Source organism: Micromonospora violae, assembly GCF_004217135.1.
GTDB classification, from domain to species: Bacteria; Actinomycetota; Actinomycetes; order Mycobacteriales; family Micromonosporaceae; genus Micromonospora; species Micromonospora violae.
Genome location: NZ_SHKK01000001.1, coordinates 976,527 through 1,001,559 on the forward strand (window position 1 = coordinate 976,527; position 25,033 = coordinate 1,001,559).

Genomic DNA, 25,033 nt, shown 5'->3' on the forward strand with positions numbered 1-25,033 from the left:
GCGCGGCTCGAAAGACGCAGAGGTTAATTCGTGGGATCCATCGCCAACCCCGAAGGCATCACCAACCCGCCGATCGACGAGCTCCTCGAGAAGACGACGTCGAAGTACGCGCTGGTCATCTTCGCCGCCAAGCGCGCGCGCCAGGTCAACGCCTACTACAGCCAGCTCGGTGAGGGTCTGCTGGAGTACGTCGGTCCGCTCGTCGAGACCACTCCGCAGGAGAAGCCGCTCTCGATCGCCATGCGCGAGATCAACTCGGGCCTGCTCACCGCAGAGCCGACCGACCAGCCGTAAGCCCTCGCTGGCCGATGTCCGCCTCGATCGTTCTCGGGGTCGGTGGCGGCATCGCCGCCTACAAGGCGTGCGAGCTGCTGAGACTCTTCACCGAATCGGGTCACCGGGTTCGGGTTGTGCCAACCGCGTCGGCGCTCCGCTTCGTCGGAGCGCCGACCTGGGCCGCGCTCTCCGGTCAACCCGTCGCCGACGACGTCTGGACCGACGTGCACGAGGTGCCGCACGTCCGGCTCGGTAAGCAGGCCGACCTCGTGGTGGTCGCGCCGACCACCACCGACCTGCTCGCCAAGGCCGCGCACGGCCTCGCCGACGACCTGCTCACCAACACCCTGCTGACCGCCCGCTGCCCGGTCCTGCTGGCCCCGGCCATGCACACCGAGATGTGGGAGCACCCCGCCACCGTGGCCAACGTCGCCACGCTGCGGTCCCGGGGTGTGCGGGTCATCGAGCCCGCCGTCGGCCGGCTCACCGGCGCCGACACCGGCAAGGGTCGGCTGCCCGACCCGGCGGAGATCTTCGCCGTCGCCGGTCGGCTCCTGGCCCGCGGTGCCTCCGCCCCCGCCGACCTGGCCGGTCGTCGGGTGGTCGTCACCGCCGGTGGCACCCGTGAGCCCCTGGACCCGGTCCGTTTCCTGGGCAACCGCTCGTCGGGCAAGCAGGGGTACGCGTTCGCCCGTGCGGCGGTCGCCCGGGGCGCCCGGGTCACCCTGATCGCGGCCAACGTCGACCTCGCCGACCCGGCCGGCGTCGACCTGATCCGGGTGGGCACCACCGCCGAGCTGCGGGAGGCGACCGTCAAGGCCGCCGTCGACGCCGACGCGGTGGTGATGGCGGCGGCTCCGGCCGATTTCCGGCCCGCGACGTACGCGACTGGCAAAATCAAGAAGTCGGACGACGGCGTCGCACCCACCATCGAGCTCGTCACCAACCCGGACATCGCGGCGGAGCTCGGCCAGCGCAAACGACCAGATCAGGTGTTGGTGGTGTTCGCCGCCGAGACCGGCGACGCCGAGGCCAACGGCCGGGCGAAACTCGCCCGGAAGCGGGCCGACCTGATCGTGGTCAACGAGGTCGGCCCGGACCTGGTCTTCGGCGCCGACACCAACACCGTGACGGTGATCGGCGCGGACGGTTCGGTGAGCCGGCTGCCCGAGCAGGCCAAGGACGCGGTGGCCGACGCCGTCTGGGATCTCGTCGTGGCGCGGCTGGCCAACCGCTCCTGACGGGTGGAACAGAGCGCGACCGATCCCGACACCGGCCGCAGTGGTGATTAGACTGCCGCGGAACGACCCCACACGCTTAGGAGTGCCGTGACACGCCGTCTCTTCACGTCCGAATCGGTCACGGAAGGCCACCCGGACAAGATCGCTGACCAGATCAGCGATGGCATCCTCGACGCGCTGCTGACCGAGGACCCCCACAGCCGCGTCGCAGTGGAGACCATGATCACCACCGGTCAGGTGCACATCGCCGGTGAGGTGACCACCAAGGCGTACGCCGACATCCCGACGATCGTCCGCCGGACCATCCTCGACATCGGCTACGACTCGTCGAAGAAGGGCTTCGACGGCGCTTCCTGCGGGGTCAGCGTCTCCATCGGCGCCCAGTCCGAGGACATCGCCCAGGGGGTGGACAACGCCTTCGAGCTGCGGACCGGCGCGTCGGAGAGCGCGCTGGACGCGCAGGGCGCCGGCGACCAGGGCATGATGTTCGGCTTCGCCTGCTCGGAGACGCCCGAGCTGATGCCGCTGCCGATCGCGCTGGCCCACCGGCTGGCCCGCCGCCTCTCGGCGGTGCGCAAGGACGGCACGATTCCGTACCTGCGGCCGGACGGCAAGACCCAGGTCACCATCGAGTACGAGGGGCTGCGCCCGGTCCGGCTGAACACCGTGGTCGTGTCCAGCCAGCACGCCGCCGACATCTCGCTGGACTCGCTGCTCACCCCGGACGTCCGCGACCACGTGATCGCTCCGGAGCTGGAGAGCCTCGGCCTGGACACCGACGGCTACCGGCTGCTGGTCAACCCGACCGGCCGGTTCGAGATCGGCGGCCCGATGGGTGACGCCGGGCTGACCGGCCGCAAGATCATCGTCGACACCTACGGCGGGTACGCCCGCCACGGCGGCGGCGCGTTCTCCGGCAAGGACCCGTCCAAGGTCGACCGCTCGGCCGCGTACGCGATGCGCTGGGTGGCCAAGAACGTGGTCGCCGCCGGTCTGGCCGAGCGGTGCGAGGCGCAGGTCGCCTACGCCATCGGCAAGGCGCACCCGGTGAGCCTGTTCATCGAGACGTTCGGCACCGAGACCGTGCCCGTCTCCTCGATCGAGAAGGCCGTCTCCGAGGTGTTCGACCTGCGCCCGGCCGCGATCATCCGGGACCTCAACCTGCTCCGCCCGATCTACCAGCAGACCGCCGCGTACGGCCACTTCGGCCGGGAGCTGCCGGACCTGACCTGGGAGAGCACCGACCGGGCCGCCGACCTCAAGTCGGCCGCGGGAGCCTGACCGCCACCAAGCGCAGCGACCGGCGACCCGCGGATGGGTCGCCGGTCGCGCGTGTCTGCGTGGATGTCGGGCTGGCGCACCTGGACCGGCCGTTCGACTACCTGGTGCCGGCGGAGTTGGACGAGGTGGCGGTGCCCGGTACCCGGGTGAAGGTGCGCTTCGCCGGGCAACTCGTCGACGGGTGGTTGCTGTCGCGCGCCGACGACTCCGGGCACACCGGGCGCCTCGCGTACCTGGAGAAGGTGGTCTCGCCGGAGCCGGTGCTGGCCCCCGAGATCGCCCGGCTGGCCCGGGCGGTCGCCGACCGGTACGCGGGCAGCCTCGCCGACGTGCTCCGGCTCGCCGTTCCACCCCGGCACGCCCGGGTGGAGAAGGAGCCCCGCGACGACCAACCCGCCCCGGCGGCCCCGACGGCCCCGGCCGAGGCGGTCGACCCGCGCGGGTGGCGCGACTACCCGACCGGCCCGGCCCTGCTGCGCGCGCTCGCCGACGGCCGGGCGCCCCGCGCGGTCTGGTCGGCGCTGCCCGGTGAGGACTGGGCGGCCCGCTACGCCGACGCGGTGGCGGCCACCGTCGCCGGCGGGCGCGGCGCGGTGGTCGTGGTGCCCGACGCACGGGACCTGGACCGCCTCGACGCCGCGCTGACCGGCGTGCTCGGCCCGGGAAGGCACGTCAGCCTCTCCGCCGCGCTCGGCCCGGCCCGGCGTTACCGGGCGTTCCTCGCCGCTCGCCGTGGCCAGGTGCCGGTGGTGATCGGCACCCGGGCGGCGATGTTCGCCCCGGTGGCCCGACTCGGCCTGGTCGCCATCTGGGACGACGGTGACGACCTGCACTCCGAGCCCCGGGCGCCCTACCCGCACGCCCGCGACGTGCTGCTCACCCGGGTCCACCTCGCCGAGGCCGGCGCGCTGGTCGGCGGGTACGCCCGGACGGCGGAGGCGCAGTTGCTGGTGGAGACCGGCTGGGCGCGGGAGGTGGTCGCCGACCGGAGCACCGTGCGGGCGCGGATCCCGGCCATCGCGCCGACCGGCGACGACCCGCAACTGGCCCGTGACCCGGGGGCCGCCACCGCCCGGCTGCCCAGCCTGGCCTGGACGACCGCCCGGGACGCCCTTCGGCAGGACCTGCCGGTGCTGGTGCAGGTGCCCCGGCGCGGCTACCTGCCGTCGATCTCCTGCGCCGACTGCCGCACCCCGGCCCGCTGCGTGCACTGCGCCGGCCCGCTCGCGCTGCCCTCGGCCGGCGGCACCCCGGCCTGCCGGTGGTGCGCCCGGGTGGCGGCCGCGTACGCCTGCCCGGAGTGCGGTGGGCGGCGGCTGCGGGCCGCGGTGACCGGTGCCCGGCGGACCGCCGAGGAGTTGGGCCGGGCCTTCCCCGGTGTCGCGGTGCGCACGTCGGGGCGCGAGGAGGTGCTGACCGACGTGCCCGGCGGCGCGGCCCTGGTGGTGGCCACCCCGGGCGCCGAGCCGGTCGCCGAGGGCGGGTACGGCGCGGTGCTGCTGCTCGACTCGTGGGCTCTGCTGACCCGCGCCGACCTGCGCGCCGGCGAGGAGGCGCTGCGTCGCTGGCTGGCGGCGGCGGCCCTGGCCCGCCCGGCGCCGAGCGGTCGGGTGGTGGTGGTCGCCGACGGCGCGCTCGCCCCCGTGCAGGCGCTGCTGCGCTGGGACGCCGGCTGGTTCGCCGGCCGGGAGTTGGCCGAGCGCCGCGAGTTGGGTTTCCCACCGGCCGTGCGGATGGCGAGCGTCACCGGCGCGGCCGAGGCGGTGGCGGACCTGCTGGCCGCGGCCCGGCTGCCGGAGGACGCCGAGGTGCTCGGGCCGGTGCCGGCCGAGGAGGGCCGGGAGCGGATGCTGGTCCGGGTGCCCCGGGCCCGGGCTGCCGCGCTCGCCGACGCGTTGCACTCGGCGGCTGGCGCTCGGGCTGCCCGCAAGGCCGCCGATCCGGTTCGTCTCCAGGTCGATCCGCTGAGCCTGTTCTGAGGAGTTTCGGCCGGTGCCGGGGGTGACAAACCTCGCCAACCGCAGTGGCCACCGCACACCGCGTCCGGTAAAGCGGTGGCATCCGAGTGGTAGCATCGCCCGTCATGCCGAGGCGTACGACGGGCTCCCGATCACGGGAGAGCGTCAGAGGCGCCGAGCTGGAGCCGCCGCGGGATGACGCGGGGATGGCAGGAACGCGTCGGTCGGGCGCGGGGGTCGATATGTCAATGAGCCGGTGATCAGGGGTGGACCAGTCGTGACCGTTGGACAATCGATCGTCTTCAACGGCGACCTCGGCAGTGGTAAGAGCACCGTGTCGGTCGAGATCGCCAAGCGGCTCGGCATGCGCCGGGTCAGCGTGGGGGACCTCTACCGGGAGATGGCGCAGCAGCGGCAGATGACCGCCCTGCAGCTCAACCTGCACGCCGAGCTCGACCAGGCCGTCGACGGCTACGTCGACCAGCTCCAGCGGGACATCGCCGCCTCCGGTGAGCGCCTGATCATGGATTCCCGGCTGGCCTGGCACTTCTTCACCGACGCGCTCAAGGTGCACATGATCACCGAGCCGGGTGAGGCGGCCCGCCGGGTGCTCGCCCGCCCGTCCGGGCCGGCGGAGAGCTACTCCTCCCTGGAGGAGGCGAAGGCCAAGCTGCGGGAGCGCAGCGCGAGCGAGCGCAGCCGGTTCATCATCCGTTACGGGGTGGACAAGGCCCGGCTGCGCAACTATGACCTGATCTGCGACACGACCCGGGCGTCCGCCGCCGAGGTGATCGAGCACATCGTGGCCGCGTACGAGGGCACCCTCGGCGCCGAGGTGCTGCGCGACGCGCCGCCGCTGCTGTTGCTGGACCCGGCCCGGGTCTACCCGACCGAGGACATCGCCACCCTGCGGGATCTGTGGGACACCGACTTCGTCGGTGACGTGGCCGAGGGGGGCGACGAGGCCCTCGAACCGTTGAAGATCGGGTTCACCGGCGAGTACTTCTTCGTCGTCGACGGTCACCGCCGCCTCAGCGCCGCCCTGCAGAACGGGTTCTCCCTGGTTCCGGCCCAGTTGGTCGCCGAGGTCGACGAGCCGGTCGTGGGTGGGATGACCGCGATCGACTACTTCGCCGCCCAGGTGCGCCCCGGCCTGATCTACGACTGGGAAGCCGCTCACAAGATCCAACTGCCGTTGCCCGAGCCCGCGCTGCTCCGTGGCGACGCGGTGCTCGCGGGGGACCCGGGCGCCAGCGTCTGACCCGAGCGCGAGGCCGGGCCGACGCGCGGGGTACGCGCACCGGCCCGGCCACCGAGTCGTACGGCGGTGGGGGACACCGTCGGTGCGGTACGCACCTGGCGGCCTGCCCGGGGCATTCTCGACGATCTCGATCACCCGGACGTCGAACGGGTGCGCGGTCTGTTGGCCCGGGCTGCCGGCCGGTGACGCTGGGCACACCGGTGCTGGCTGATCGAGGTGCGCCGCCCGGCGCCCAGCCGGGCACTCCGTAGACTGGTACGGCACCGCTCGTCCCATCCGAAGAAGGAGTCGTCCCGCGTGACCGTCCAGCCCATCCGTCTGTTTGGGGATCCGGTGCTGCGCACGCCGGCCGATCCGGTGGTCGACTTCGACGCCGAGCTCCGTCGGCTCGTCGCCGACCTCACCGACACGATGCGTGAGCAGAACGGCGCCGGCCTGGCCGCGCCGCAGCTCGGTGTGAGCCTGCGGGTGTTCACCTTCGACGTCGACGACGTTCTCGGGCACCTGATCAACCCGGTGCTGGAGTTCCCCGACGAGGAGGAGCAGGACGGCCCGGAGGGCTGCCTGTCGATCCCCGGGCTCTACTTCGACACCAAGCGGCGGCAGAACGTCGTCGCCAAGGGCTTCAACTCGTTCGGTGATCCGATGCAGATCGTCGGCACCGGTCTGATGGCGCGCTGCGTGCAGCACGAGACCGACCACCTCGACGGCGTGCTCTTCCTGGACCGACTGGACGCCGAGGGGCGCAAGGAGGCCATGAAGGCGATCCGCCAGGCCGAGTGGTACGACGCGGCGGCCCCGCCCACGGTCAAGCTCAGCCCGCACACCGGCGACCCCTTCGGTCTGGGGCGCTGACCCGGATGCGCGTGATCTTCGCCGGTACGCCGGCCGTCGCCGTTCCCGCCCTGGCCGCCGTCGCCGCCTCCCGACACGAGCTGGTAGCCGTGATCACCCGGCCGGACGCGCCCGCCGGGCGTGGCCGGGGTCTGTCCCGCTCCGCGGTCGGCGCGTGGGCCGACGAGCACGGCGTCGAGGTGCTCACGCCGGCCCGTCCCCGCGACCCGGACTTCCTCGACCGGCTCCGCGAGCTGGAGCCGGCCTGCGTGCCGGTGGTCGCCTACGGCGCGTTGGTGCCGCCGGCGGCCCTGGAGATCCCCCGGTACGGCTGGATCAACCTGCACTTCTCCCTGCTGCCCGCGTGGCGTGGCGCCGCGCCGGTGCAGCACGCGGTGCTGCACGGTGACGAGCTGACCGGGGCCAGCGTGTTCCAGCTGGAGGAGGGCCTGGACACCGGCCCGGTCTACGGCACGCTGACCGACGAGATCCGCGCCACCGACACCTCGGGCGACCTGCTGGAGCGGCTCGCCGATTCCGGTGCCGGGCTGCTGGTGGCGGTGCTGGACGCGATCGCCGACGGCACCGCCCGCGCCGAGCCGCAGCCGGCCGACGGGGTGTCGCTGGCACCGAAGCTGACCGTGGACGACGCGCGGGTGCGCTGGGCCGACCCGGCCTTCGCCGTGGACCGGCGGATCCGCGCCGGTACGCCCGCGCCGGGCGCCTGGACCACCTTCCGCGACGAGCGGGTGAAGCTCGGCCCGGTCGTCCCGGTGCCCGACGGCCCCGAGCTGAAGCCGGGGGAGTTGCTGGTCGAGAAGTCCCGGGTGCTGGTCGGCACGGCGACCGTGCCGGTGCGTCTCGGCGAGGTCCGCGCCGCGGGCAAGCGGGCCATGGGTGCGACCGACTGGGCGCGCGGCGTCCGGGTCGGCACCGGAGAGGATTTCGCGTGACAGCACCGGAGGGAACCCGACCGACGCGCTCCGGCCCGTCGACCGGCCGTGGCGGGGAGCGCCGCCCCGTCCGACCACCGTTGGACCGACCGCGCCGCGCCGCGTACGAGGCGGTGGCGGCGGTGCACCGTGACGACGCGTTCGCCAACCTGGTGCTGCCCACCATCCTGCGGGAGGAGGCGCTGGTCGGTCGGGACGCGGCCTTCGCCACCGAGTTGACCTACGGCACCCTGCGCCACCTCGGCACGTTGGACGCGATCCTGACCGACGCGGCCGGCCGGGACGTGGCCCGGATCGACCCGCCGGTCCGCGACGCGCTGCGGCTCGGGGCGTACCAGTTGCTGCACACCCGGGTGCCGGCGCACGCCGCGGTCTCCTCGACGGTGGACCTGGTCCGGTCGGTCGCACCGGGTGCCACCGGCTTCGCCAACGCGGTGCTGCGCGAGGTGTCCTCCCGTGACGTGGACGCGTGGGTGGCGAAGCTGGCCCCACCGATGGAGACCGACGCGGTCGGGCACCTCGCGTTGGCGTACAGCCACCCGCAGTGGATCGTGCGGGCCTTCTCCGAGGCGCTGGGCGGCGACCTGGGTGAGACGGCCCGCCTCCTGATCGAGGACAATGAGCGGCCGCCGGTGCACCTGTGCGCCCGACCTGGCTTGATCGACCCGGTCGAGCTGGCCGACCAGGCCGGCGGTGCGCCCGGCGCCTTCTCGCCGTACGCCGTCTATCTGCCCGGCGGCGCGCCCGGTGACATCCCGGCGGTGGCCGACGGCCGTGCGCACGTGCAGGACGAAGGCTCCCAGTTGGTGGCGGCCGCACTCGCCGGCGCGCCGTTGGACGGCCCGGATGGGCGGTGGCTGGACCTGTGCGCCGGCCCGGGTGGCAAGGCCGGGCTGCTCGGCGCGTTGGCCGCGCAGCGCGGTGCCCGGGTGACCGCGGTGGAGGTGGCCGAGCACCGCGCCCGGTTGGTCGCCCAGGCGACCCGGGGCCTGCCGGTGGCCGTGCTGACCATGGACGGCCGGGATGTCGGCGGCGACCCGAAGCTGCCGGAGCAGCACTTCGACCGGGTGCTGGTGGACGCCCCGTGCACGGGGCTGGGCTCGCTGCGGCGTCGGCCGGAGTCGCGGTGGCGTCGCCAGCCGTCGGACCTGCCGCCGCTGACCCGGCTGCAACGGGAACTGCTCGGCGCGGCCCTGCGGGCGGTCCGCCCGGGTGGCCTGGTCGCCTACGTGACCTGCTCGCCGCACACGGTCGAGACGCACGTGACGGTGACCGAGGCGGCCCGCCGTAGTGGGGTCCCGGTGGACTTCGTGGACGCCCGACCGCTGCTGCCGGCCGGGATGCCCGGTCTCGGCGACGGGCCGACCGTGCAGCTCTGGCCCCACCGCCACGGCACCGACGCGATGTTCCTCGCGGTTCTGCGCCGCGGCTGAGTCGACCCTGAGTCCGGCCGGTCGGTGCGCCGACCGGCCGGACTCAGGTGACCGGAAGACCCTTGGTGCCGGCGTTCTTCATCGAGCGGGTCAGGTTCCGGTCGGAGATCCAGAGGAAGCACTGCACGCCCCGGTTGCCGTTGCGCCACTCCTCCTCGTACGGCTGGTAGTAGATCGTTCCGGCCCGGAAGTCGAGCTGGGAGTTGTCCGGAACCTTGGCGTACTTGGCGATCATCGTCTGGCAGGCCCGGTGGGTCCGCTTGGTGCTGCGGGTGAAATCGGCGTAGCTGACGTCCGGCGCCTGCCAGACGCCGACGAACTCGGCGTGGTGCTTGGCGGTGCAGGAGACCGGCACCATCTCGTCGATGTCGTCCTTGACCAGCTTCGGGTTGAAGCAGCGGTACGCCAGCGGGGCCGCGCCGGACAGCGCGCCCCGGAGGCTGCCGGTGCGCAGGTCGACAGCGGTGTCGTCGATGCTGGCGATCTCGGTGACATCGCAGCGGTACCAGCGGGCGCCGCCCGACCAGGCCGGCGGTGACGGCAGCACCACGGTCAGGCCGAGCCGCCCGGACCGCCAGTCGGCGCCCACCGCCTTGTTGACCGCGGTGTCGCACCCCGCCTGCGCGGCCCGCATGCCGGGCGAACCGGTCTGCGGGGGCGTCGCGCCCGTGGCGCCCGGGCCGGTGAGGGTGCCGACGTGCATGGTCTCCACCCGGTGCGCCTCGGTGCACGCCGTCGGGTTGTAGCCGGTCAGGAAGCCGACCTGCTGGGAGCTGTGGTGGCAGACGTCGGCGGCGGGAACGAACTGCTGCGCCGCGACGGGCGCCGGCCAGTCGTCGATGAGGTCACGGTCGAGTCCGGCGGGTGCGCCGCACCCGGCCAACGCCAGGGCCAGGGCCGCACCCCCGGCGAACGCCGCCAACCACCGTCGCATCCCGACCTCCCGCCGCCGGTGACCCCCGACCGGACCCCGCCGGTCGGTAGCGCCACGGCGCAGCAGCATACGGCACCGCTGCTCAGATCGCGGGCAGTCCCTCGGGGCCGGCGTCGCGCATCGAGCGGGTGAGTTTGCGGTCGTCGCTCCACAGGAAACAGCGCACTCCACGGTCGCCCTCCTCCCACTCCCGCTGCGACGGCGGGTAGTAGATGGACCCGGCCCGGTACGGCAGCTCGCTGTTGTTGGGCACCTTCGCGTAGTCGGCGATCAGCGCCATGCAGCGCCGGTGCGCCTGCTCGGCGGACTTGGCGAACTCCGCCCAGCTCATGTCCCGTTCCTCGTAGACACCCACGAACTCGGCGCGGTGCGGCTCGCTGCAGAGCACCGGCGCCATGTAGTTGAGGTTGTCACCGATCAGCTTGGGGTCGAAGCAGCGGTGCGTCAGGGGCGTGTCGCCGATCAACGCGCCGCGCAGGCTGCCGGTGCGGTTCACCGGGCGGGTGTTGTCGATGCTGCCGGTCTCGCTGAGATCGCAGCGGAACCACCGGGCACCCCCGGCCCAGGCGGGCCCGGACGGCAGCGCGAGGGAGAGCGCGAGCCGGGCCGTGTGCCAGTCACCGCCGAGCACCTGCCGGGCCCGCTGGTCGCATTCGGCGCGGGCCGTCCGCAGCGCCGACGATCCGGGTGCAGGTCGGGTCTCGGTCAGCGCGTCCGGCCCGACGAAGGTGCCGACGTGGATGGTCTCGGCCAGGTGGTTACGCGCGCAGTCCACCGTCTCGTACGTGCTGGCCTGCACGATCGTGGTGATGCGCGGCAGACAGGTGTCGGTGGCGGGGGTGAACGGCTTCGGCACCCGCAGCGTCGGCCAGTCGTCGGTCAGATCACCGTCCGCGCCCCGCGCTGGCCCGCAACCGGCCAGCAGCATCGTCGTGACGCCGGCCAGCACCAGCGCTGGAAGCCACCGTCGCATCGTCCGCCCTCCCGGGAGCTGGCGGCCGGTCGCCGCGCCCCGCAGCGAAACCCCGGCGGGCGTGCAGCCTACGGCACCGTCCCGGTTGGAGTGTCGTCGCGTTTCCGTCGATCGGCCAGCCACTGATGTCTGTTCGTCCGGATTCGGGGGTCCGGAGCGCTCAATTCTGCACCACTGGTCACTACTGGGTCACAGCGCGTCCCCGAGGGTGGCGCGATGCGGGTGGCGGGTGGCCACGTTCGTACACTGGCCCGGTGACCGTACCGCCGCCGATCGTCGCGCCGAGCATCCTGGCCGCCGATTTCTCCCGCCTCGCCGAAGAGGTCCGTGCCGTCGAGGACGCCGCGGACTGGTTGCACGTCGACGTGATGGACAACCACTTCGTGCCGAACCTGACCATTGGGTTGCCCGTGGTGCAGAGCCTGCGGGCGGTCACGGCGATGCCCTTCGACGTGCATCTGATGATCGAGGACCCGCGCCGGTGGGCGCCCGGGTACGCCGACGCCGGGGCGTACAACGTCACCTTCCACGCGGAGGCGTCCGACGACCCGGTGGCGTTGGCCAAGGACCTGCGCTCGGCGGGTGCGAAGGCGGGCCTGGCCATCGACCGGGACACCCCGATCGAGCCCTACCTGGACCTGCTGCCCAGCTTCGACACCCTGCTGATCATGACGATCAAGGCGGGCTTCGGTGGGCAGCGGTTCATTCCGCAGCTGCTGGAGAAGGTGCGGACCGCCCGACGGCACGTGTCGAGCGGGCACCTGGAGCTGCGCATCGAGGTGGACGGCGGAATCGCCGCCGACACCATCGAGCAGGCGGCCGCCGCCGGCGCCGACGCGTTCGTGGCCGGCACCGCCGTGTACGGGGCGGCCGATCCGGCGGAGGCGGTACGGCACCTGCGGGCCCTGGCGGAACGCGCGGCACCCGGGGCCTGAGGTGGAGCCCGAGGCCGACCGCAAGGACGTCATCCTGGTCGTCGACGACGACGAGGACATCGCGCGTTTCGTCGAGTTCAACCTGCGACTGCACGGCTTCGAGGTGATCCACGCCAGCGACGGCCAGGAGGCCCTGGAGGTCATCGAGCGCCAACGGCCGGACCTCGCGGTGGTCGACCTCATGATGCCCCGGATCGACGGGCTGGAGCTGACCCGGCGGCTGCGCGCCGACCCGATGACCTCCGCCCTTCCGGTGATCATGCTGACGGCCAAGGGGATGACCGTCGACAAGGTGCACGGACTCAGCGCGGGCGCGGACGACTACCTGGTCAAACCGTTCGACACGGCCGAGCTGGTGGCCCGGGTTTCGTCCACGCTGCGCCGCAACAAGGAGTTCCGGGAGGTCTCCCCGCTGACCGGGCTGCCCGGCAACAGCCGGATCCGTCGGGAGATCAGCGACCGGGTCCGCAACGGCGTGGACTACGCGGTCGGCTACGTCGACATCGACCGGTTCAAGAGCGTCAACGACCGGTACGGCTTCGTCCGTGGCGACGACTTCATCTCCGCGCTGGCCCGCAGTCTGCACCGGGCGGTGGTGGGCGTCGGCCTGCCCCCGGCCTTCCTCGGTCACGTCGGCGGCGACGACTTCGTCATCGTCTGCGCACCGGACCAGGTCCGTCCGTTGACCTCCCAGGCGGTGGTCGACTTCGAGACCGCCGCCGACGCCCTCTACGACCCGACCGACCGGGAGCGCGGCTTCGTCGAGTTGAAGGACCGGCGCGGCAACATCCGGCGCGCGGCCCTGGTCACGCTCTCCATCGGGGTGTCCCTCTCCGACGCCGGCAAGCGGTTCTCCGACCCCCTCGAGGCGATCGCGATGGCCTCGGAGATGAAGACCGTGGCCAAGAGCCAACCGGGCTCGTACGTGGCGGTGGACCGGCGTCGCGGCGTCACCTGAACGTGATAACGCTGTGAAGTAGCTCGCCTAGGTGGCGGCGGAGCCGGATCAGCGTGTAAGACTTCCGGTGTACCCACCACGCGCTGGCGGGACTCGGTGAAATTCCGAACCGGCGGTGATCCACGGTCCAACCGTGGTCAGCCCGCGACCCGGACGGCTCTGCCGTCCGGTGGACCTGGTGAAAATCCGGGGCCGACGGTTGGGGGCGGTTCGTCCGCGCCCAGACAGTCCGGATGGGAGACAGCGCGCGGGACGGACGGGTCCGAGCCGGCCGCTGGCTTCAGCGTGCCGTGCCGACCCTCCCGGGGCGGCTGTGCCGTTCCCGGAATCCGCCACCGCCTGCCCGTGGCCCCATGGCCACCGCCTCCCTGACCGCCCGCGCGCGGACCGGCGAGTGAGAGGGCAGGGGCAAGGCGATGGCCAGCGTCTCCGTTGATGAGGCGATGCGGCGTGCGATCGAGTTGGCGGCGCGCGGGCTCGGCACCACCAGCCCCAACCCGGTGGTCGGGTGTGTCCTGCTCGACGAAGACGGCGAGGTCGTGGGCGAGGGCTTCCACGCGTACGCCGGCGGGCCGCACGCCGAGATCGTCGCCCTCGCGCAGGCCGGCCGGCGGGCCAAGGGCGGCACCGCCGTCGTCACTCTCGAACCATGCGATCACACCGGCCGCACCGGCCCCTGTAGTTCCGCGCTCGTCCAGGCGGGGGTGGGCCGGGTGGTCATCGCCGTACCGGACCCCAACCCGGTCGCTTCCGGCGGTGCCGCCACCCTGCGCGCCGCCGGGGTCCGGGTCGATCTGGGGGTACGCGGCGAGGAGGCCGAGGCCGGCAACGTCGCGTGGCTGACCTCGATGCGCCGGGGCTGGCCGTACGTGATCTGGAAGTACGCCGCCACGCTCGACGGGCGCTCCGCCGCGGTCGACGGCACCAGCATGTGGATCACCTCGGAGGCGGCCCGGATCGACGTGCACGCGCTGCGCGGCACTGTCGACGCGGTTATCGCCGGAGTGGGCACCGTGCTCGCCGACGACCCCCGGTTGACCGCCCGCAACCTGCGCGACGGCAGTTTGGCCATCCGGCAGCCGCTGCGCGTGGTGGTGGACTCCTCGGGGCGTACCCCGGCTGACGCCCGGGTCCGCGACGGCGCCGCGCGGACGTGGATCGCGACCGCCGACGAGGTCGGCGCCGACCCGGACGGCCGGGTCGACCTGCCGGCGCTGCTCGCGGCGCTGCACCAGCGCGGGGTCCGCGCGGTGCTGTTGGAGGGCGGTCCCCGGCTGGCCGGCGCGTTCCTGAAGGCCGGCCTGGTCGACAAGATCGTCGGGTACGTCGCGCCGCGGTTGCTCGGTGCCGGTCCGACCGCTCTGGTCGACGCGGGAGTGACCACCATCGCTGAGGCCATCGATCTGGAGTTCGTCGACGTTACGCAGATCGGTCCGGATCTCCGGATTACCGCTTTGCCCCGCAAAAGGGAGGGCTGACATGTTCACCGGCATTATCGAGGAACTGGGCGAGATCGTCCGGGTCGCGCCGACGGCGGGCGATTCGGCGTTGCTCGGCGTACGTGGCCCGTTGGTCACGTCCGACGCCCGGCACGGCGACTCGATCGCCGTGAACGGTGTCTGCCTGACCGTCGTGGAGGTGGCCGACGGCGTCTTCACCGCCGACGTGATGGGGGAGACGCTGCGCCGCTCCGCCCTGGGCGCGCTGCGCCCCGGCGACCCGGTCAACCTGGAGCGGGCCGCCGCGCTCGGCAGTCGACTGGGCGGGCACCTGGTGCAGGGCCACGTCGACGGCGTCGGCGAACTGATCTCCCGGGAGCCGGCCGAACAGTGGGAGACCGTCCGGTTCCGACTGCCCGCCGCCCTGTCCCGGTACGTGGTGGAGAAGGGCTCGATCACCATCGACGGTGTCTCGTTGACCGTGGCGGCCGTCGGCGCGGACGAGTTCTCCGTCGGGCTGATCCCGACCACGCTCAAGCTGACCACGCTCGGCGCGAAGGGCGTCGGCGACCCGGTCAACCTGGAGGTCGACGTGCTGGCCAAGTACGTCGAGCGGCTGCTCGGCGACCGGCTCACCGACACCCGCGAATCGGCGGCGAACCCGGGCGGGGTGGCCTGATGGGCCCGCTCGGTTGGCTCCTGGACGCCCAGGTGCAGGTCGCCGGCTCGCCGGTGCTGGCCCGGGAGATCGTCGGCAACGCGTTCGGGCTGATCTCGGCGCTGCTCGGGCTGCGTCGGCTGGTCTGGGCCTGGCCGGTCGGCATGATCGGTAACGCGCTGCTCCTCACCGTCTTCCTCGGCGGGGTGTTCGCCACCCCGCAGGAGCACGACCTGTACGGGCAGGCCGGCCGACAGGTGTTCTTCTTCACGGTCAGCGTGTACGGCTGGTGGCGCTGGCAGCGCAACCGTCGCGCCGACGCCGGGCGGGCGGCGGTCGTCCCGCGCTGGGCCACCGGACGGGAACGGCTGATGCTGCTGGCGGCCGCCGTGATCGGCACCGTCGCGGCGTACCCGGTGCTGAAGGCGCTGGGCTCGTGGGGCCCGCTGCCCGACGCCTGGATTCTCACCGGCAGCCTGCTGGCCACCTACGGCATGGCCCGCGGCTGGGTGGAGTTCTGGCTGCTCTGGATCGCGGTGGACGCGGTCGGCGTGCCGCTGCTGCTGCGCGGCGGGTTCTACCCGTCGGCCGTCATGTACCTGATCTACGGCGCCCTCTGCGTCTGGGGCTTCGCCGCCTGGTGGCGCACCTCGCGGGCGACGACCACCGTCCGCACGCCGATCTACCGGGAGGCAACCGCGTGACCAGCTTTGGGGATATCGAGCAGGCGATCGCGGACATCGCGGCCGGCCGTCCGGTCGTGGTGGTCGACGACGCGGACCGGGAGAACGAAGGCGACCTGATCTTCGCGGCCGAGCTGGCCACGCCGGAGCTGATGGCGTTCATGGTGCGGTACACCTCCGGGTACGTCTGCGTGGCGTTGACCGAGAGCGAGGCCGACCGGCTCGACCTGCCGCCGATGCACCACACCAACCAGGACCGGCGCGGCACCGCGTACACGGTGACCGTGGACGCCCGCGAAGGGGTCAGCACCGGCATCTCGGCGGCCGACCGGGCGTACACCACCCGGCTGCTCGCCGACGCGGCGACCGGCCCGACCGATCTGGCCCGCCCCGGGCACGTGGTGCCGCTGCGCGCTCGCGAGGGCGGCGTGCTGCGTCGCCCGGGACACACCGAGGCGGGGATCGATCTGACCCGGCTGGCCGGGCTGCGTCCGGCCGGCGTGCTCTGCGAGCTGGTCAACGACGACGGCACCATGATGCGCGTGCCGGACCTGGAGAAGTTCTCCGCCGAGCACGGCCTCACGCTGATCACCATCGCCGACCTGATCGCCTACCGGCGGCGGACCGAGAAGCAGGTCGAGCTGGTCGCCGACGCCCGGATGCCGACGAAGCACGGGGTGTTCCGGGCGCTCGGCTACCGCGCCGAGCACGACCCGGCCGAACATGTCGCGATGGTGCTGGGTGACCTCGGTGACGGCCAGGACGTGCTGGTCCGGGTGCACTCCGAGTGCCTGACCGGGGACGTGTTCGGCTCGCTGCGCTGCGACTGTGGGCCGCAGCTGGACGCCGCACTGGCCCGGGTCGGGCAGGAAGGCCGGGGCGTGGTGCTCTACATGCGTGGGCACGAGGGTCGCGGTATCGGGCTGCTGCACAAGCTGCAGGCGTACCAGTTGCAGGACCTGGGCCGCGACACCGTCGACGCCAACCTCGACCTGGGCCTGCCGGCCGACGCCCGCGACTACGGCACCGGCGCGCAGATCCTCTACGACCTGGGCGTGCGGTCGATGCGGCTGCTGACCAACAACCCGGCCAAGCGGGCCGGGCTGGAGGGGTACGGGTTGGCCATCACCGGCCGCGAGAGCCTGCCGGTCGGCGCGCATCCGGAGAACATGCGCTACCTGCGCACCAAGCGGGACCGGATGGGTCACCTGCTGGACGAGTTGGACGAGGGGGCCGAGGCGCCGCTGGGGCGTCCGGTCGCCAACGACGAGATCGGAGCATGACGATGGCGGGTTTCGGTGAGCCGGGAGTCGAGGCGGTCGACGCCGCGGGGCTGACCGTCGGGGTGGTGGCCGCCCGCTGGCACGGCGAGTTGACCGACCACATGCTGGAGCGGGCGGTGGCCGCCGCCGAGGCGTGCGGGGCTCGTTCCGTGGTGGCCCGGGTCGCCGGATCGGTCGAGCTGCCGGTGGTCGCGCAGGCCCTCGCCCGCCGCTGCGACGTGGTGGTCGCGCTCGGCGTGGTGGTCCGTGGCGCCACCGCCCACTTCGACTACGTCTGCCGCTCGGTCACTGACGGGCTGACCCGGGTGGCGCTCGACGAGGGCAAGCCGGTGGCGCACGGGGTGTTGACCGTGGAGACCATCGAGCAGGCCCGGGACCGCGCCGGTCTGCCCGGCTCGGCCGAGGACAAGGGCTGGGCGGCCACCGTCGCGGCGCTGGACGCGGCGCTGGCCGTGCGGACCGTGGCGGCGGGCAACGCCCAGCGGGTCGGCTTCGCGGGCTGAGCCGTTCACGGTTCGCGGGCTGCCCCGTGCACGGTTCGCGGGCCGAGCCGTTCGTGGTCAGAGCCGACCGGCCTCGATGATCCGGCGCAGGAACTGCCGGGTCCGAGGCTGGGTCGGCTCGCCGAGCACCTGCTCGGGCGGGCCGCTCTCCACGACCCGACCGGCGTCGAGGAAGCACACCTCGTCGGCGACCTCCCGGGCGAAGCCCATCTCGTGGGTGGCCAGCACCATCGTCATGCCGTCGGCCTTCAGGTCGCGGATCATCGCCAGCACCTCGCCGACCAGTTCCGGGTCCAGCGCCGAGGTGACCTCGTCGAGCAGCATCAGTCGAGGTGAGTTGGCCAGCGCCCGGACGATCGCCACCCGCTGCTGCTGCCCACCGGAGAGCCGGTCCGGGTAGGCGTCCGCCTTGGCGCCGAGCCCCACCCGGTCGAGCAACTCCCGGGCGTGCGCCTCGGCCTCCGCCCGGCCCCGCCGGTGTACGCGGCGCGGCGCGAGGGTGATGTTGTCCAACACGCTCAGGTGCGGAAACAGGTTGTACGCCTGGAACACCATCCCGATCCGCCGCCGGACCTGGTCCGGGTCCACCCGTGGATCGGAGATGTCCGCCCCGTCCAACTCGATGGTGCCGTCGTCGAGGTCGTCCAGCAGGTTGACGCAGCGCAGCAGGGTCGACTTGCCGGACCCGGACGCGCCGATCAGGGCCACCACCTGGTGCTCGGCGACGGTCAGATCGAGGTGGTCGAGGACGACGTGCCCGCCGTACTCCTTGCGCAGGCCCCGGCAGCGCAGCAATGCCATGGTCAGCCTCCCGACTGTCGGCGGGCCGCACGGAGCGTGACCCAGTCGGTGACCGCGATCAGCGGGATCGCGAGCAGCACGAAGAGCACCCCGGCCACGATGTACGGCGTGTAGTTGAAGGTCTGGGCGGTGGCGATCTGGGCGGCCCGGACCGCGTCGATCGGCCCGGCGAGGGAGACCAGCCCGACGTCCTTCTGCAACGCCACCACGTCGTTGAGCAGGGGTGGCGCCACCCGACGGACGGCCTGCGGCAGGACCACGTGCCGCATCGTCTGCCGGTGGGTCAGGCCCAACGAGCGGGCCGCCGCGAGCTGGCTGGAGTGCACCGACTCGATGCCGGCGCGGAAGACCTCGGCGAGGTAGCCGCCGTAGGTGAGGACCAACGCGATCCCACCCAGCACCAGCACCGGCGGCATGCCCTGCAACCGCAGGCCCGGCACACCGAGGGTGAGCAGGTAGAGCACGATGATCAGCGGTAGGCCGCGGAAGGTGTAGGTGTAGCCGGCGGCCAGCGCGCGGACCGGGAAGAAGACCGGTCCGCGCAGTGTCCGCAGGACGGCGATCACCAGACCGAGCAGCAGCGCGCCGGCCGCGCAGCAGACCAGCAGCCGTACGTTGAGCCAGAGCCCGCTCAGCACCGTGGGCAGCGCGTCGCGGGCGATCTCCGGATCCAGGAACGACCGCCGGACCCGGTCCCAACCGGGTGCCCCGGTCACCGCGATCACCAGCAGCGTGCCGAGCGCCGCCGTCGACGACGCCGCCACGAGCACGCTGTAGACGGTCTGCCGACGCCGGTACGCCGACCGCCGCAGTTGCGCCTCGGACGGCACGTGATCCAGAAGCGTCACCGCAGCTCGGCCGCCCCCGCCACCTGCGCCAGCCACTTCTGCTCCAACTCCTTCAAGGTGCCGGCCGAGGTGAGCTGACCGACCGCGCCGGTCACGCAGGAGGTCAGTGGCGAGTTCTTGTCCAGCAGCAACCCGAACGCCTCGGGCGTACCGACCTGCGGCACCTGCCCGACGATCTCCGCGTCGGTGATCTCCGCACCGGTGATGTAGAAGGCGGTCGGAAGGTCCACCACGAGACCGTCCAGCTGCCCGTTCTGCAGCGCCTTCTTGGCGTCGTCGTTGCTGTTGTAGACCTGCGGCTTGGCGGCTGGCTTGATCACGTCGGTGATCGCCTGGTAGCTGGTGGTGCCGACCTGCGCGCCGAGCCGAGCGTCACGCAGGTCGGCCAGCGACGTCCGGCCGGCGATCTTCGAGGACTTCAACGCGATGACGGTCTGCCGCACCAGGTAGTACGGCGCCGAGAAGTCCACCGCCTGCTTGCGCTCCTCGGTGATGGAGAACTGGTTGATGTCGAAGTCGAAGTCCTTCGGCCCGGGCGCGATCGCGGTGTCGAACTTGACCCGGACCCAGGTGACGTCGGCGCGGGCGTAACCGAGCTTCTCGGCCACCGCGTACGCGACCGCGGATTCGAAGCCCTCGCCGTTGTCCGGTTTGTCGTCGGAGAACCACGGCTCGTACGCGGGCTGGTCGGTGGCGATGGTCAGCTTGCCGGGCGTACGGGTGGGCAGGCTGTCCTTGGCGCAGGAGGGCGGGGCGGTGACGACGGGGGTGGGGTTCTCGTCCTGTGGGGCGCATCCGGCGGTCGCTACGACGGCGGCACCGGCGAGGGTGAGCGCGAGGAGACGTGAGCTGCTGGCCATGGCGGACAGCGTAGAGCTCCATGGGCGTCGATCGACAATTGTCCCACCACCTTGGTAGGAAATTGTCCGCTTGCTGGATTCCGGCGGACCCGGACGCGGGGTGCCGCCCGGGTGGCTGGAAGAATCGTTCCCCGTGAAGACGTTCGAGGAGTTGTTCGCCGAGCTGCAGGCCAAGGCCGCTGCCGGCACCCCGGGCTCGGGCACCGTCGCCGCGCTGGACAAGGGCGTGCACTTCATCGGCAAGAAGGTCGTCGAGGAGGCGGCCGAGTCGTGGATGGCCGCCGAGCACGAGGGGCCGGAGCGCACCGCCGAGGAGATCTCCCAGCTGCTCTACCAGGTCCAGGTGCTGATGCTCGCCAGTGGTCTCGAACTCAAGGACGTCTACCGACATCTGTGAGTGCCCCCACCCCGTTGATTGTCAACCGGATCGAAGGAGCACTCCGTCATGCTGCGTGTCGCCATTCCCAACAAGGGCACCCTGGCCGAACCGGCCGCCCAGATGCTGCGCGAGGCGGGCTACCGCCAGCGCACCGACCCCAAGGACCTGGTCTGCCGCGACGAGGCCAACGACGTCGAATTCTTCTACCTGCGCCCGAAGGACATCGCCACCTACGTCGGCTCCGGTGACCTCGACCTCGGCATCACCGGCCGGGACCTGCTGATCGACTCGGCTGCGCCGGCCGAGGAGGTCGTCGACCTCGCCTTCGGCCGGGCCACCTTCCGCTTCGCCGCCCGCCCCGACGACATCGCCTCCGTCCAGGATCTGGGCGGTCACCGGATCGCCACCGCGTACCCGGGGTTGGTCGAGCGGCACCTCGGCGAGGTGGGGGTCAAGGCCGACGTGATCCGCCTCGACGGTGCCGTCGAGAACGCCGTACGCCTCGGTGTCGCCGACGTGATCGCGGACGTGGTGGAGACCGGCGCGACCCTGCGTCAGGCGGGCCTGGTGGTCTTCGGCGAGCCGCTGCTGCGTTCGTCGGCGGTGCTGGTCCGGCGGGCCGGCGCGCCCGCGCACGCGCAGGCCGAGCAGTTGCTGCGCCGCCTGCACGGGGTGCTGGTGGCCCGCCGCTACGTGATGCTCGCCTACGACGTGCCGGCCGGTCTGCTGGACCGGGCCAGTGGGCTCACCCCGGGCATCGAGTCGCCCACCGTGTCGCCGCTGCACCGCGAGGGCTGGGTGGCGGTGCAGGCGATGGTGCTCCGCGACGACGTGCACCGCATCATGGACGAGCTGTACGAGCTGGGCGCCCGCGCCATCCTCGTCACCAACATCCACGCCTGCCGCCTGTAACCCCCAACCCCTCCCGCCACCCGCCGCACCCCCACCCCACCCACGCCAGCCCCGCCCCGCCCACGCCCGCCCAGCCCCGCCCCGCCCCGCTCGCGTCGATCATGGAGTTATGGTGGCCGGTTCAGGCGCTTTCGTGCCTTACGTCCCCCACCACAACTCCATGATCGACGGCGGGCGGTGGACGGCGGGCGGTGGACGGCGGGCGGTGGACGGCGGGCGGCGGGCGGCGGGCGGCGGATGGCGGGCGGCGGGCGGCGGGCGGCGGGCGGCGGGCGGCGGGCGGCGGATGGTGGGTGGCGGGCGGCGGGTGGCGGGCGGTTGACCGGCTTTGGGGTGGTGGCTCGGCGGGTGGTGCGTCTGCCGGGCGGGGGCGGGTGGCAGACTGGTGGGGTGAGTGAAACCGAGCTGGTCCGCCTCAAGCCCCGCCGCATCCGGGTGGTCTGCTGGTCGGCGGCGGCTGCCCTGGTGGTGGTCTTCGGTCTGGTCGCCACGTCGCTCAGTGGCCCGACCGGTGATGGTTACGGCAGCTTCCAGCGCGGCGATCAGATCGCCATGATCGGCCTGGGCGTCTTCGGCGCGCTGGGCTTCCTGCTGTTCACCCGGCCCCGGGTGGAGGCGGACGCGCGCGGCATCCGGGTGCGTAACGTCATCAGCTCCTACGAGTTGCCCTGGGAGGTCGTCCGGGGCGTGCGCTTCGACCGGGGCGCGCCGTGGGCCAGCCTGGAGCTGCACGACGACGACCTGCTGCCGTTGGTCGCGTTGCAGGCCGCCGACAAGGAGTTGGCCGTCGACGGGGTCCGCGCGCTGCGCCGGCTGCACGAGGCCCACCAGGCCCGGCTCGCCGACCGCGCCGTCGGCCGCTGACCCAGCCGACCGCCCGAAGGCCCGACCGCGCCGTCGGCCGCTGACCCAGCCGGCCGCCCGACAGCCCGGCCGCCTGACCGCAGGTCGTGCCCGGTTTGGGGCTGGCCGGGGCGCCGGTGTAGTGTTGTCGAGTCGACCAGGCTGTCTCCGCGTGCGAGCAGGCAGCCTTGAAAGCGGAGCGCCTGCTCCCACCCGAGTCGCCGCTACGGTGGCCGGGTCCGGTCACCGGTTCCGGGCATGTCCCGGTGCTGGATGCGCGATCCTTGTGATCGTGCTGACCGGTCGAGCGGGCCCTGGCATACGCCGGGGCCTTCTGCTTTTCGGGTCGGTTCCCTCCTGGGAGCCGCAGGGGTCGGCGACAGAGCAGAAACGACTCGAGGAGGCCCCATCAGCGTCGAACCACGCGTGAACGAGCAGATCCGGGCACGTGAGGTCCGACTGGTCGGCCCAGAGGGTGAGCAGGTGGGCATCGTCCCGCTGGAGCGCGCTCTTCAGCTGGCCGCGGACGTCGATCTGGACCTGGTCGAGGTTGCGCCGATGGCGCGCCCGCCGGTGTGCAAGCTCATGGACTTCGGCAAGTTCAAGTACGAGAGCGCACTCAAGGCGCGCGAAGCGCGGCGTAACCAGCAGCAGACCGTCATCAAGGAAATGAAGCTTCGGCCGAAGATCGACCCGCACGACTACGAGACCAAGAAGGGTCACGTGGTGCGGTTCCTCAAGGCGGGCGACAAGGTCAAGGTGACGATCATGTTCCGCGGTCGCGAGCAGAGCCGCCCGGAGCTGGGTTACCGGCTCCTGCGCCGGCTCGAGTCCGAGATCACGGACCTGGGATACGTCGAGGCCGCTCCGAAGCAGGACGGCCGAAACATGATCATGGTTCTCGCTCCGCATCGGGCCGTCAAGGCCTCCGCGGTCGCCGCCACGGCGTCTCGCGGTGGCCCACGGGACCGGGCTGGGGACGAGTCCGCCGCTCCGGCAGCCGATGAGACCGCGGCGGTCGGCGAGACCGCAGCAGCCGGCGACACCGGCACCGCCGCCACCAGCGGCGAGTAACAGGGGAGAAGACGTTCCACATGCCGAAGATGAAGAGCCACACGGGTATGGGTAAGCGGGTCAAGGTGACCGGCAAGGGCAAGATCGTTGCCCAGCAGGCCGGCCTCCGCCACAACCTGGAGAAGAAGCCCTCCACCCAGACCCGCCGGCTGACCGGCACGGTCGTGCTGGCCAAGGCCGACGTCAAGCGCATCAAGAAGCTGCTCGGCCGCTGACGCGCGCCACCTTTACGTAAGAAGGAGTTGAGATGGCACGCGTCAAGCGGGCTGTAAACGCCCAGAAGAAGCGTCGTACCCTGCTGGAGACCGCGAGCGGTTACCGCGGTCAGCGCTCTCGCCTGTACCGCAAGGCCAAGGAGCAGGTGCTGCACTCGATGCAGTACTCCTACCGGGACCGTCGCGACCGCAAGGGCGACTTCCGGCAGCTGTGGATTCAGCGGATCAACGCGGGCGCCCGGGCCAACGGGATGACCTACAACCGTCTGATCCAGGGCCTGCGTCTGGCCGGCATCGAGGTCGACCGCAAGATCCTGGCCGACCTGGCTGTCAACGACGCCGCCGCCTTCGCGGCGATCGTCGAGCTGGCCCGGGCCGCGGTCGCGGCCGAGGGCACCGGCGGCGCGGCGGCTCAGGCCGCCTGATCCCCACGCACCAGAGCGAGGCGTCTCCCGTGTCGGCACCGCCGTCCGGGGGGCGCCTCAATCGTGCCGGAGGAACGCACACCATGGCTTTCACCCCGCGTACCCCCAGGATCGTCGCCGCCCGCCGGCTGCACCGCCGCCGGGACCGCGACGCCACCGGCCGGTTCCTGGCCGAGGGGCCGCAGGCGGTCCGCGAGGCCCTCGCACGGCCGGGGGTGGTCACCGAACTGTTCGGTACGACCACCGCGCTCGACCGGTATCCGGAGTTGGCCGCCGAGGCGGCCCACGCCGACGTGCCGGTCTCCGAGGTGACCGACGACGCCCTCGCGGCGCTGGCCGAGACCGTCGCCCCGCAGGGGCTGGTGGCGGTCTGCCGGCACCTGGACGTGTCGCTGGAGCAGGCCCTCGCGGGTGGGCCTCGGCTGGTGGCGGTCCTCGCTGAGATTCGCGATCCGGGCAACGCCGGCACGGTGCTGCGCACCGCCGACGCGGCCGGCGCGGGTGCGGTGATCTTCGCCGGGGACGCCGTCGATCCGTACAACGGCAAGTGCGTGCGGGCCTCGGCCGGCAGTCTCTTCCACGTCGACGTGGTGCGCGCCACCGACCCGGTCGCGGTGGTCGACGCGCTGCGCGCCGCCGGCCTGTCGATCTTCGCCACCACGGGGTACGGCGACAGCGACCTGGACGACCTGACCGACTACGGTCGGCTCGTCGGGCCCACCGCGTGGCTGTTCGGCTCCGAGGCGCACGGCCTGCCCGAAGAGTTGACCGCCGCCGCCGACGCCCGGGTACGGGTGCCGTTGTACGGGCGCGCGGAGAGCCTCAACCTGGCTGCCGCCGCCGCGGTCTGCCTGTACGCTTCAGCGAGAGCGCAGCGCTGAGGGTGACCGTCTCGGTGCGACTGACAGCAGGGGAGAGCGTCCGTCCATGAACGCGACACGGCGTTCGTTTAGCCAGCCCGCCGGTGTCGGCGGGCGGCGGGCCTGACCTGCTCCCTGCGCAACTCCTACCGGCGGGCTGCGGCACAGCCGCGCGTCCGTAGACTCGCCTAGCCGCCCCGGTGAGGGCTGGCG

Annotated in this window: 28 protein-coding genes and 1 riboswitch; of the genes, 23 read left to right on the forward strand and 5 right to left on the reverse strand. The window is 72.6% G+C overall.

Annotation, left to right across the window (positions count from 1 at the left end; all coding sequences use genetic code 11):
* Positions 1-30: 30 nt before the first annotated feature.
* The 8 genes from rpoZ (at position 31) to EV382_RS04380 (ending at position 9,237) form a co-directional block, all read left to right on the forward strand.
* Complete coding sequence (gene rpoZ / locus EV382_RS04345) at positions 31-294, forward strand: DNA-directed RNA polymerase subunit omega (RefSeq protein WP_030335666.1); 264 nt, start codon at positions 31-33, stop codon at positions 292-294.
* A 14-nt stretch (positions 295-308) separates the two neighbouring features.
* Positions 309-1,517, forward strand: a complete 1,209-nt coding sequence (coaBC, locus tag EV382_RS04350) for a bifunctional phosphopantothenoylcysteine decarboxylase/phosphopantothenate--cysteine ligase CoaBC (protein ID WP_130400344.1) — start codon at positions 309-311, stop codon at positions 1,515-1,517.
* 87 nt (positions 1,518-1,604) lie between these two features.
* Complete coding sequence (gene metK / locus EV382_RS04355; protein ID WP_130400345.1) at positions 1,605-2,798, forward strand: methionine adenosyltransferase; 1,194 nt, start codon at positions 1,605-1,607, stop codon at positions 2,796-2,798.
* Complete coding sequence (locus tag EV382_RS04360; RefSeq protein ID WP_130408436.1) at positions 2,795-4,777, forward strand: primosomal protein N'; 1,983 nt, start codon at positions 2,795-2,797, stop codon at positions 4,775-4,777. Before metK ends, EV382_RS04360 begins: the two co-directional genes overlap by 4 nt.
* A 256-nt stretch (positions 4,778-5,033) precedes the next feature.
* Positions 5,034-6,017, forward strand: coding sequence for an AAA family ATPase (locus EV382_RS04365; RefSeq protein ID WP_130400346.1), 984 nt, complete (start codon positions 5,034-5,036; stop codon positions 6,015-6,017).
* 297 nt (positions 6,018-6,314) lie between these two features.
* The gene (def, locus tag EV382_RS04370) at positions 6,315-6,872 is read left to right on the forward strand and encodes a peptide deformylase (RefSeq protein ID WP_130400347.1); all 558 of its coding nucleotides are present in this window, start codon (positions 6,315-6,317) and stop codon (positions 6,870-6,872) included.
* Between the two features lie 5 nt (positions 6,873-6,877).
* Positions 6,878-7,804, forward strand: coding sequence for a methionyl-tRNA formyltransferase (gene fmt, locus EV382_RS04375; RefSeq protein WP_130400348.1), 927 nt, complete (start codon positions 6,878-6,880; stop codon positions 7,802-7,804).
* Positions 7,759-9,237, forward strand: coding sequence for an RsmB/NOP family class I SAM-dependent RNA methyltransferase (locus EV382_RS04380; RefSeq protein WP_244236904.1), 1,479 nt, complete (start codon positions 7,759-7,761; stop codon positions 9,235-9,237). The genes fmt and EV382_RS04380 overlap by 46 nt, the downstream gene beginning before the upstream one ends.
* A gap of 43 nt (positions 9,238-9,280) precedes the next feature.
* Here the strand turns inward: EV382_RS04380 and EV382_RS04385 are convergent, their stop codons facing one another.
* Together EV382_RS04385 and EV382_RS04390 are read right to left on the reverse strand one after the other, a co-directional pair.
* On the reverse strand, positions 9,281-10,171 hold the full coding sequence (locus EV382_RS04385) for a septum formation family protein (RefSeq protein ID WP_130400350.1): 891 nt from the start codon (positions 10,169-10,171) through the stop codon (positions 9,281-9,283).
* Positions 10,172-10,253: 82 nt separating this feature from the next.
* Positions 10,254-11,144 (reverse strand): septum formation family protein, encoded by an 891-nt coding sequence (locus EV382_RS04390; protein ID WP_130400351.1) that lies wholly within the window; start codon positions 11,142-11,144, stop codon positions 10,254-10,256.
* A 254-nt stretch (positions 11,145-11,398) separates the two neighbouring features.
* Between EV382_RS04390 and rpe the strand changes: the two genes are divergently transcribed.
* From rpe to ribH, 7 genes are all read left to right on the forward strand, one after another.
* Positions 11,399-12,079: a ribulose-phosphate 3-epimerase gene (gene rpe, locus EV382_RS04395; protein WP_130400352.1), complete on the forward strand. Its 681-nt coding sequence runs from the start codon at positions 11,399-11,401 to the stop codon at positions 12,077-12,079.
* A 1-nt stretch (position 12,080) separates the two neighbouring features.
* Entirely contained in the window at positions 12,081-13,037 is a 957-nt protein-coding gene (locus tag EV382_RS04400; RefSeq protein WP_130400353.1) for a response regulator, read from the forward strand.
* Between the two features lie 78 nt (positions 13,038-13,115).
* Positions 13,116-13,286, forward strand: a riboswitch (FMN riboswitch).
* A 167-nt stretch (positions 13,287-13,453) separates the two neighbouring features.
* Positions 13,454-14,515, forward strand: coding sequence for a bifunctional diaminohydroxyphosphoribosylaminopyrimidine deaminase/5-amino-6-(5-phosphoribosylamino)uracil reductase RibD (ribD, locus tag EV382_RS04405; RefSeq protein ID WP_130400354.1), 1,062 nt, complete (start codon positions 13,454-13,456; stop codon positions 14,513-14,515).
* Between the two features lies 1 nt (position 14,516).
* Positions 14,517-15,155 carry a riboflavin synthase gene (locus tag EV382_RS04410; RefSeq protein ID WP_130400355.1) on the forward strand — a complete coding sequence of 213 codons (639 nt, stop codon included), beginning with the start codon at positions 14,517-14,519 and terminating at the stop codon, positions 15,153-15,155.
* Positions 15,155-15,838: a nicotinamide riboside transporter PnuC gene (gene pnuC, locus EV382_RS04415; RefSeq protein ID WP_130400356.1), complete on the forward strand. Its 684-nt coding sequence runs from the start codon at positions 15,155-15,157 to the stop codon at positions 15,836-15,838. The genes EV382_RS04410 and pnuC overlap by 1 nt, the downstream gene beginning before the upstream one ends.
* Positions 15,835-17,100: a bifunctional 3,4-dihydroxy-2-butanone-4-phosphate synthase/GTP cyclohydrolase II gene (locus EV382_RS04420; RefSeq protein ID WP_130400357.1), complete on the forward strand. Its 1,266-nt coding sequence runs from the start codon at positions 15,835-15,837 to the stop codon at positions 17,098-17,100. Before pnuC ends, EV382_RS04420 begins: the two co-directional genes overlap by 4 nt.
* Before the next feature lie 2 nt (positions 17,101-17,102).
* A complete protein-coding gene (gene ribH, locus EV382_RS04425) occupies positions 17,103-17,603 on the forward strand; it encodes a 6,7-dimethyl-8-ribityllumazine synthase (protein ID WP_130408438.1) in 501 nt (166 codons plus the stop codon).
* A 57-nt stretch (positions 17,604-17,660) separates the two neighbouring features.
* On the opposite strand, the gene EV382_RS04430 is transcribed toward ribH, so the two are convergent.
* The 3 genes from EV382_RS04430 to EV382_RS04440 are packed head-to-tail and all read right to left on the reverse strand — an operon-like array spanning position 17,661 to position 20,112.
* Positions 17,661-18,404, reverse strand: coding sequence for an amino acid ABC transporter ATP-binding protein (locus EV382_RS04430; protein WP_130400358.1), 744 nt, complete (start codon positions 18,402-18,404; stop codon positions 17,661-17,663).
* A 2-nt stretch (positions 18,405-18,406) separates the two neighbouring features.
* Positions 18,407-19,252: an amino acid ABC transporter permease gene (locus tag EV382_RS04435; protein WP_130400359.1), complete on the reverse strand. Its 846-nt coding sequence runs from the start codon at positions 19,250-19,252 to the stop codon at positions 18,407-18,409.
* Complete coding sequence (locus EV382_RS04440; RefSeq protein ID WP_130400360.1) at positions 19,249-20,112, reverse strand: ABC transporter substrate-binding protein; 864 nt, start codon at positions 20,110-20,112, stop codon at positions 19,249-19,251. Before EV382_RS04440 ends, EV382_RS04435 begins: the two co-directional genes overlap by 4 nt.
* A gap of 133 nt (positions 20,113-20,245) precedes the next feature.
* On the opposite strand from EV382_RS04440, the gene EV382_RS04445 reads away from it, so the two are divergent.
* The 8 genes from EV382_RS04445 (at position 20,246) to EV382_RS04475 (ending at position 24,841) form a co-directional block, all read left to right on the forward strand.
* Positions 20,246-20,509, forward strand: a complete 264-nt coding sequence (locus EV382_RS04445) for a phosphoribosyl-ATP diphosphatase (RefSeq protein ID WP_030335709.1) — start codon at positions 20,246-20,248, stop codon at positions 20,507-20,509.
* Between the two features lie 48 nt (positions 20,510-20,557).
* Positions 20,558-21,403, forward strand: a complete 846-nt coding sequence (gene hisG, locus EV382_RS04450; protein ID WP_130400361.1) for an ATP phosphoribosyltransferase — start codon at positions 20,558-20,560, stop codon at positions 21,401-21,403.
* Positions 21,404-21,536: 133 nt separating this feature from the next.
* A complete protein-coding gene (locus tag EV382_RS32560) occupies positions 21,537-21,725 on the forward strand; it encodes a hypothetical protein (RefSeq protein WP_165435708.1) in 189 nt (62 codons plus the stop codon).
* 68 nt (positions 21,726-21,793) lie between these two features.
* On the forward strand, positions 21,794-22,267 hold the full coding sequence (locus tag EV382_RS04455) for a PH domain-containing protein (RefSeq protein ID WP_165435709.1): 474 nt from the start codon (positions 21,794-21,796) through the stop codon (positions 22,265-22,267).
* A 405-nt stretch (positions 22,268-22,672) separates the two neighbouring features.
* Positions 22,673-23,320 carry a translation initiation factor IF-3 gene (infC, locus tag EV382_RS04460; RefSeq protein WP_030335715.1) on the forward strand — a complete coding sequence of 216 codons (648 nt, stop codon included), beginning with the start codon at positions 22,673-22,675 and terminating at the stop codon, positions 23,318-23,320.
* A gap of 20 nt (positions 23,321-23,340) precedes the next feature.
* Entirely contained in the window at positions 23,341-23,535 is a 195-nt protein-coding gene (gene rpmI / locus EV382_RS04465; RefSeq protein ID WP_007458415.1) for a 50S ribosomal protein L35, read from the forward strand.
* A gap of 32 nt (positions 23,536-23,567) precedes the next feature.
* A complete protein-coding gene (gene rplT, locus EV382_RS04470) occupies positions 23,568-23,960 on the forward strand; it encodes a 50S ribosomal protein L20 (protein ID WP_130400362.1) in 393 nt (130 codons plus the stop codon).
* A gap of 83 nt (positions 23,961-24,043) precedes the next feature.
* Positions 24,044-24,841 (forward strand): TrmH family RNA methyltransferase, encoded by a 798-nt coding sequence (locus tag EV382_RS04475; protein ID WP_130400363.1) that lies wholly within the window; start codon positions 24,044-24,046, stop codon positions 24,839-24,841.
* Positions 24,842-25,033: the final 192 nt, after the last annotated feature.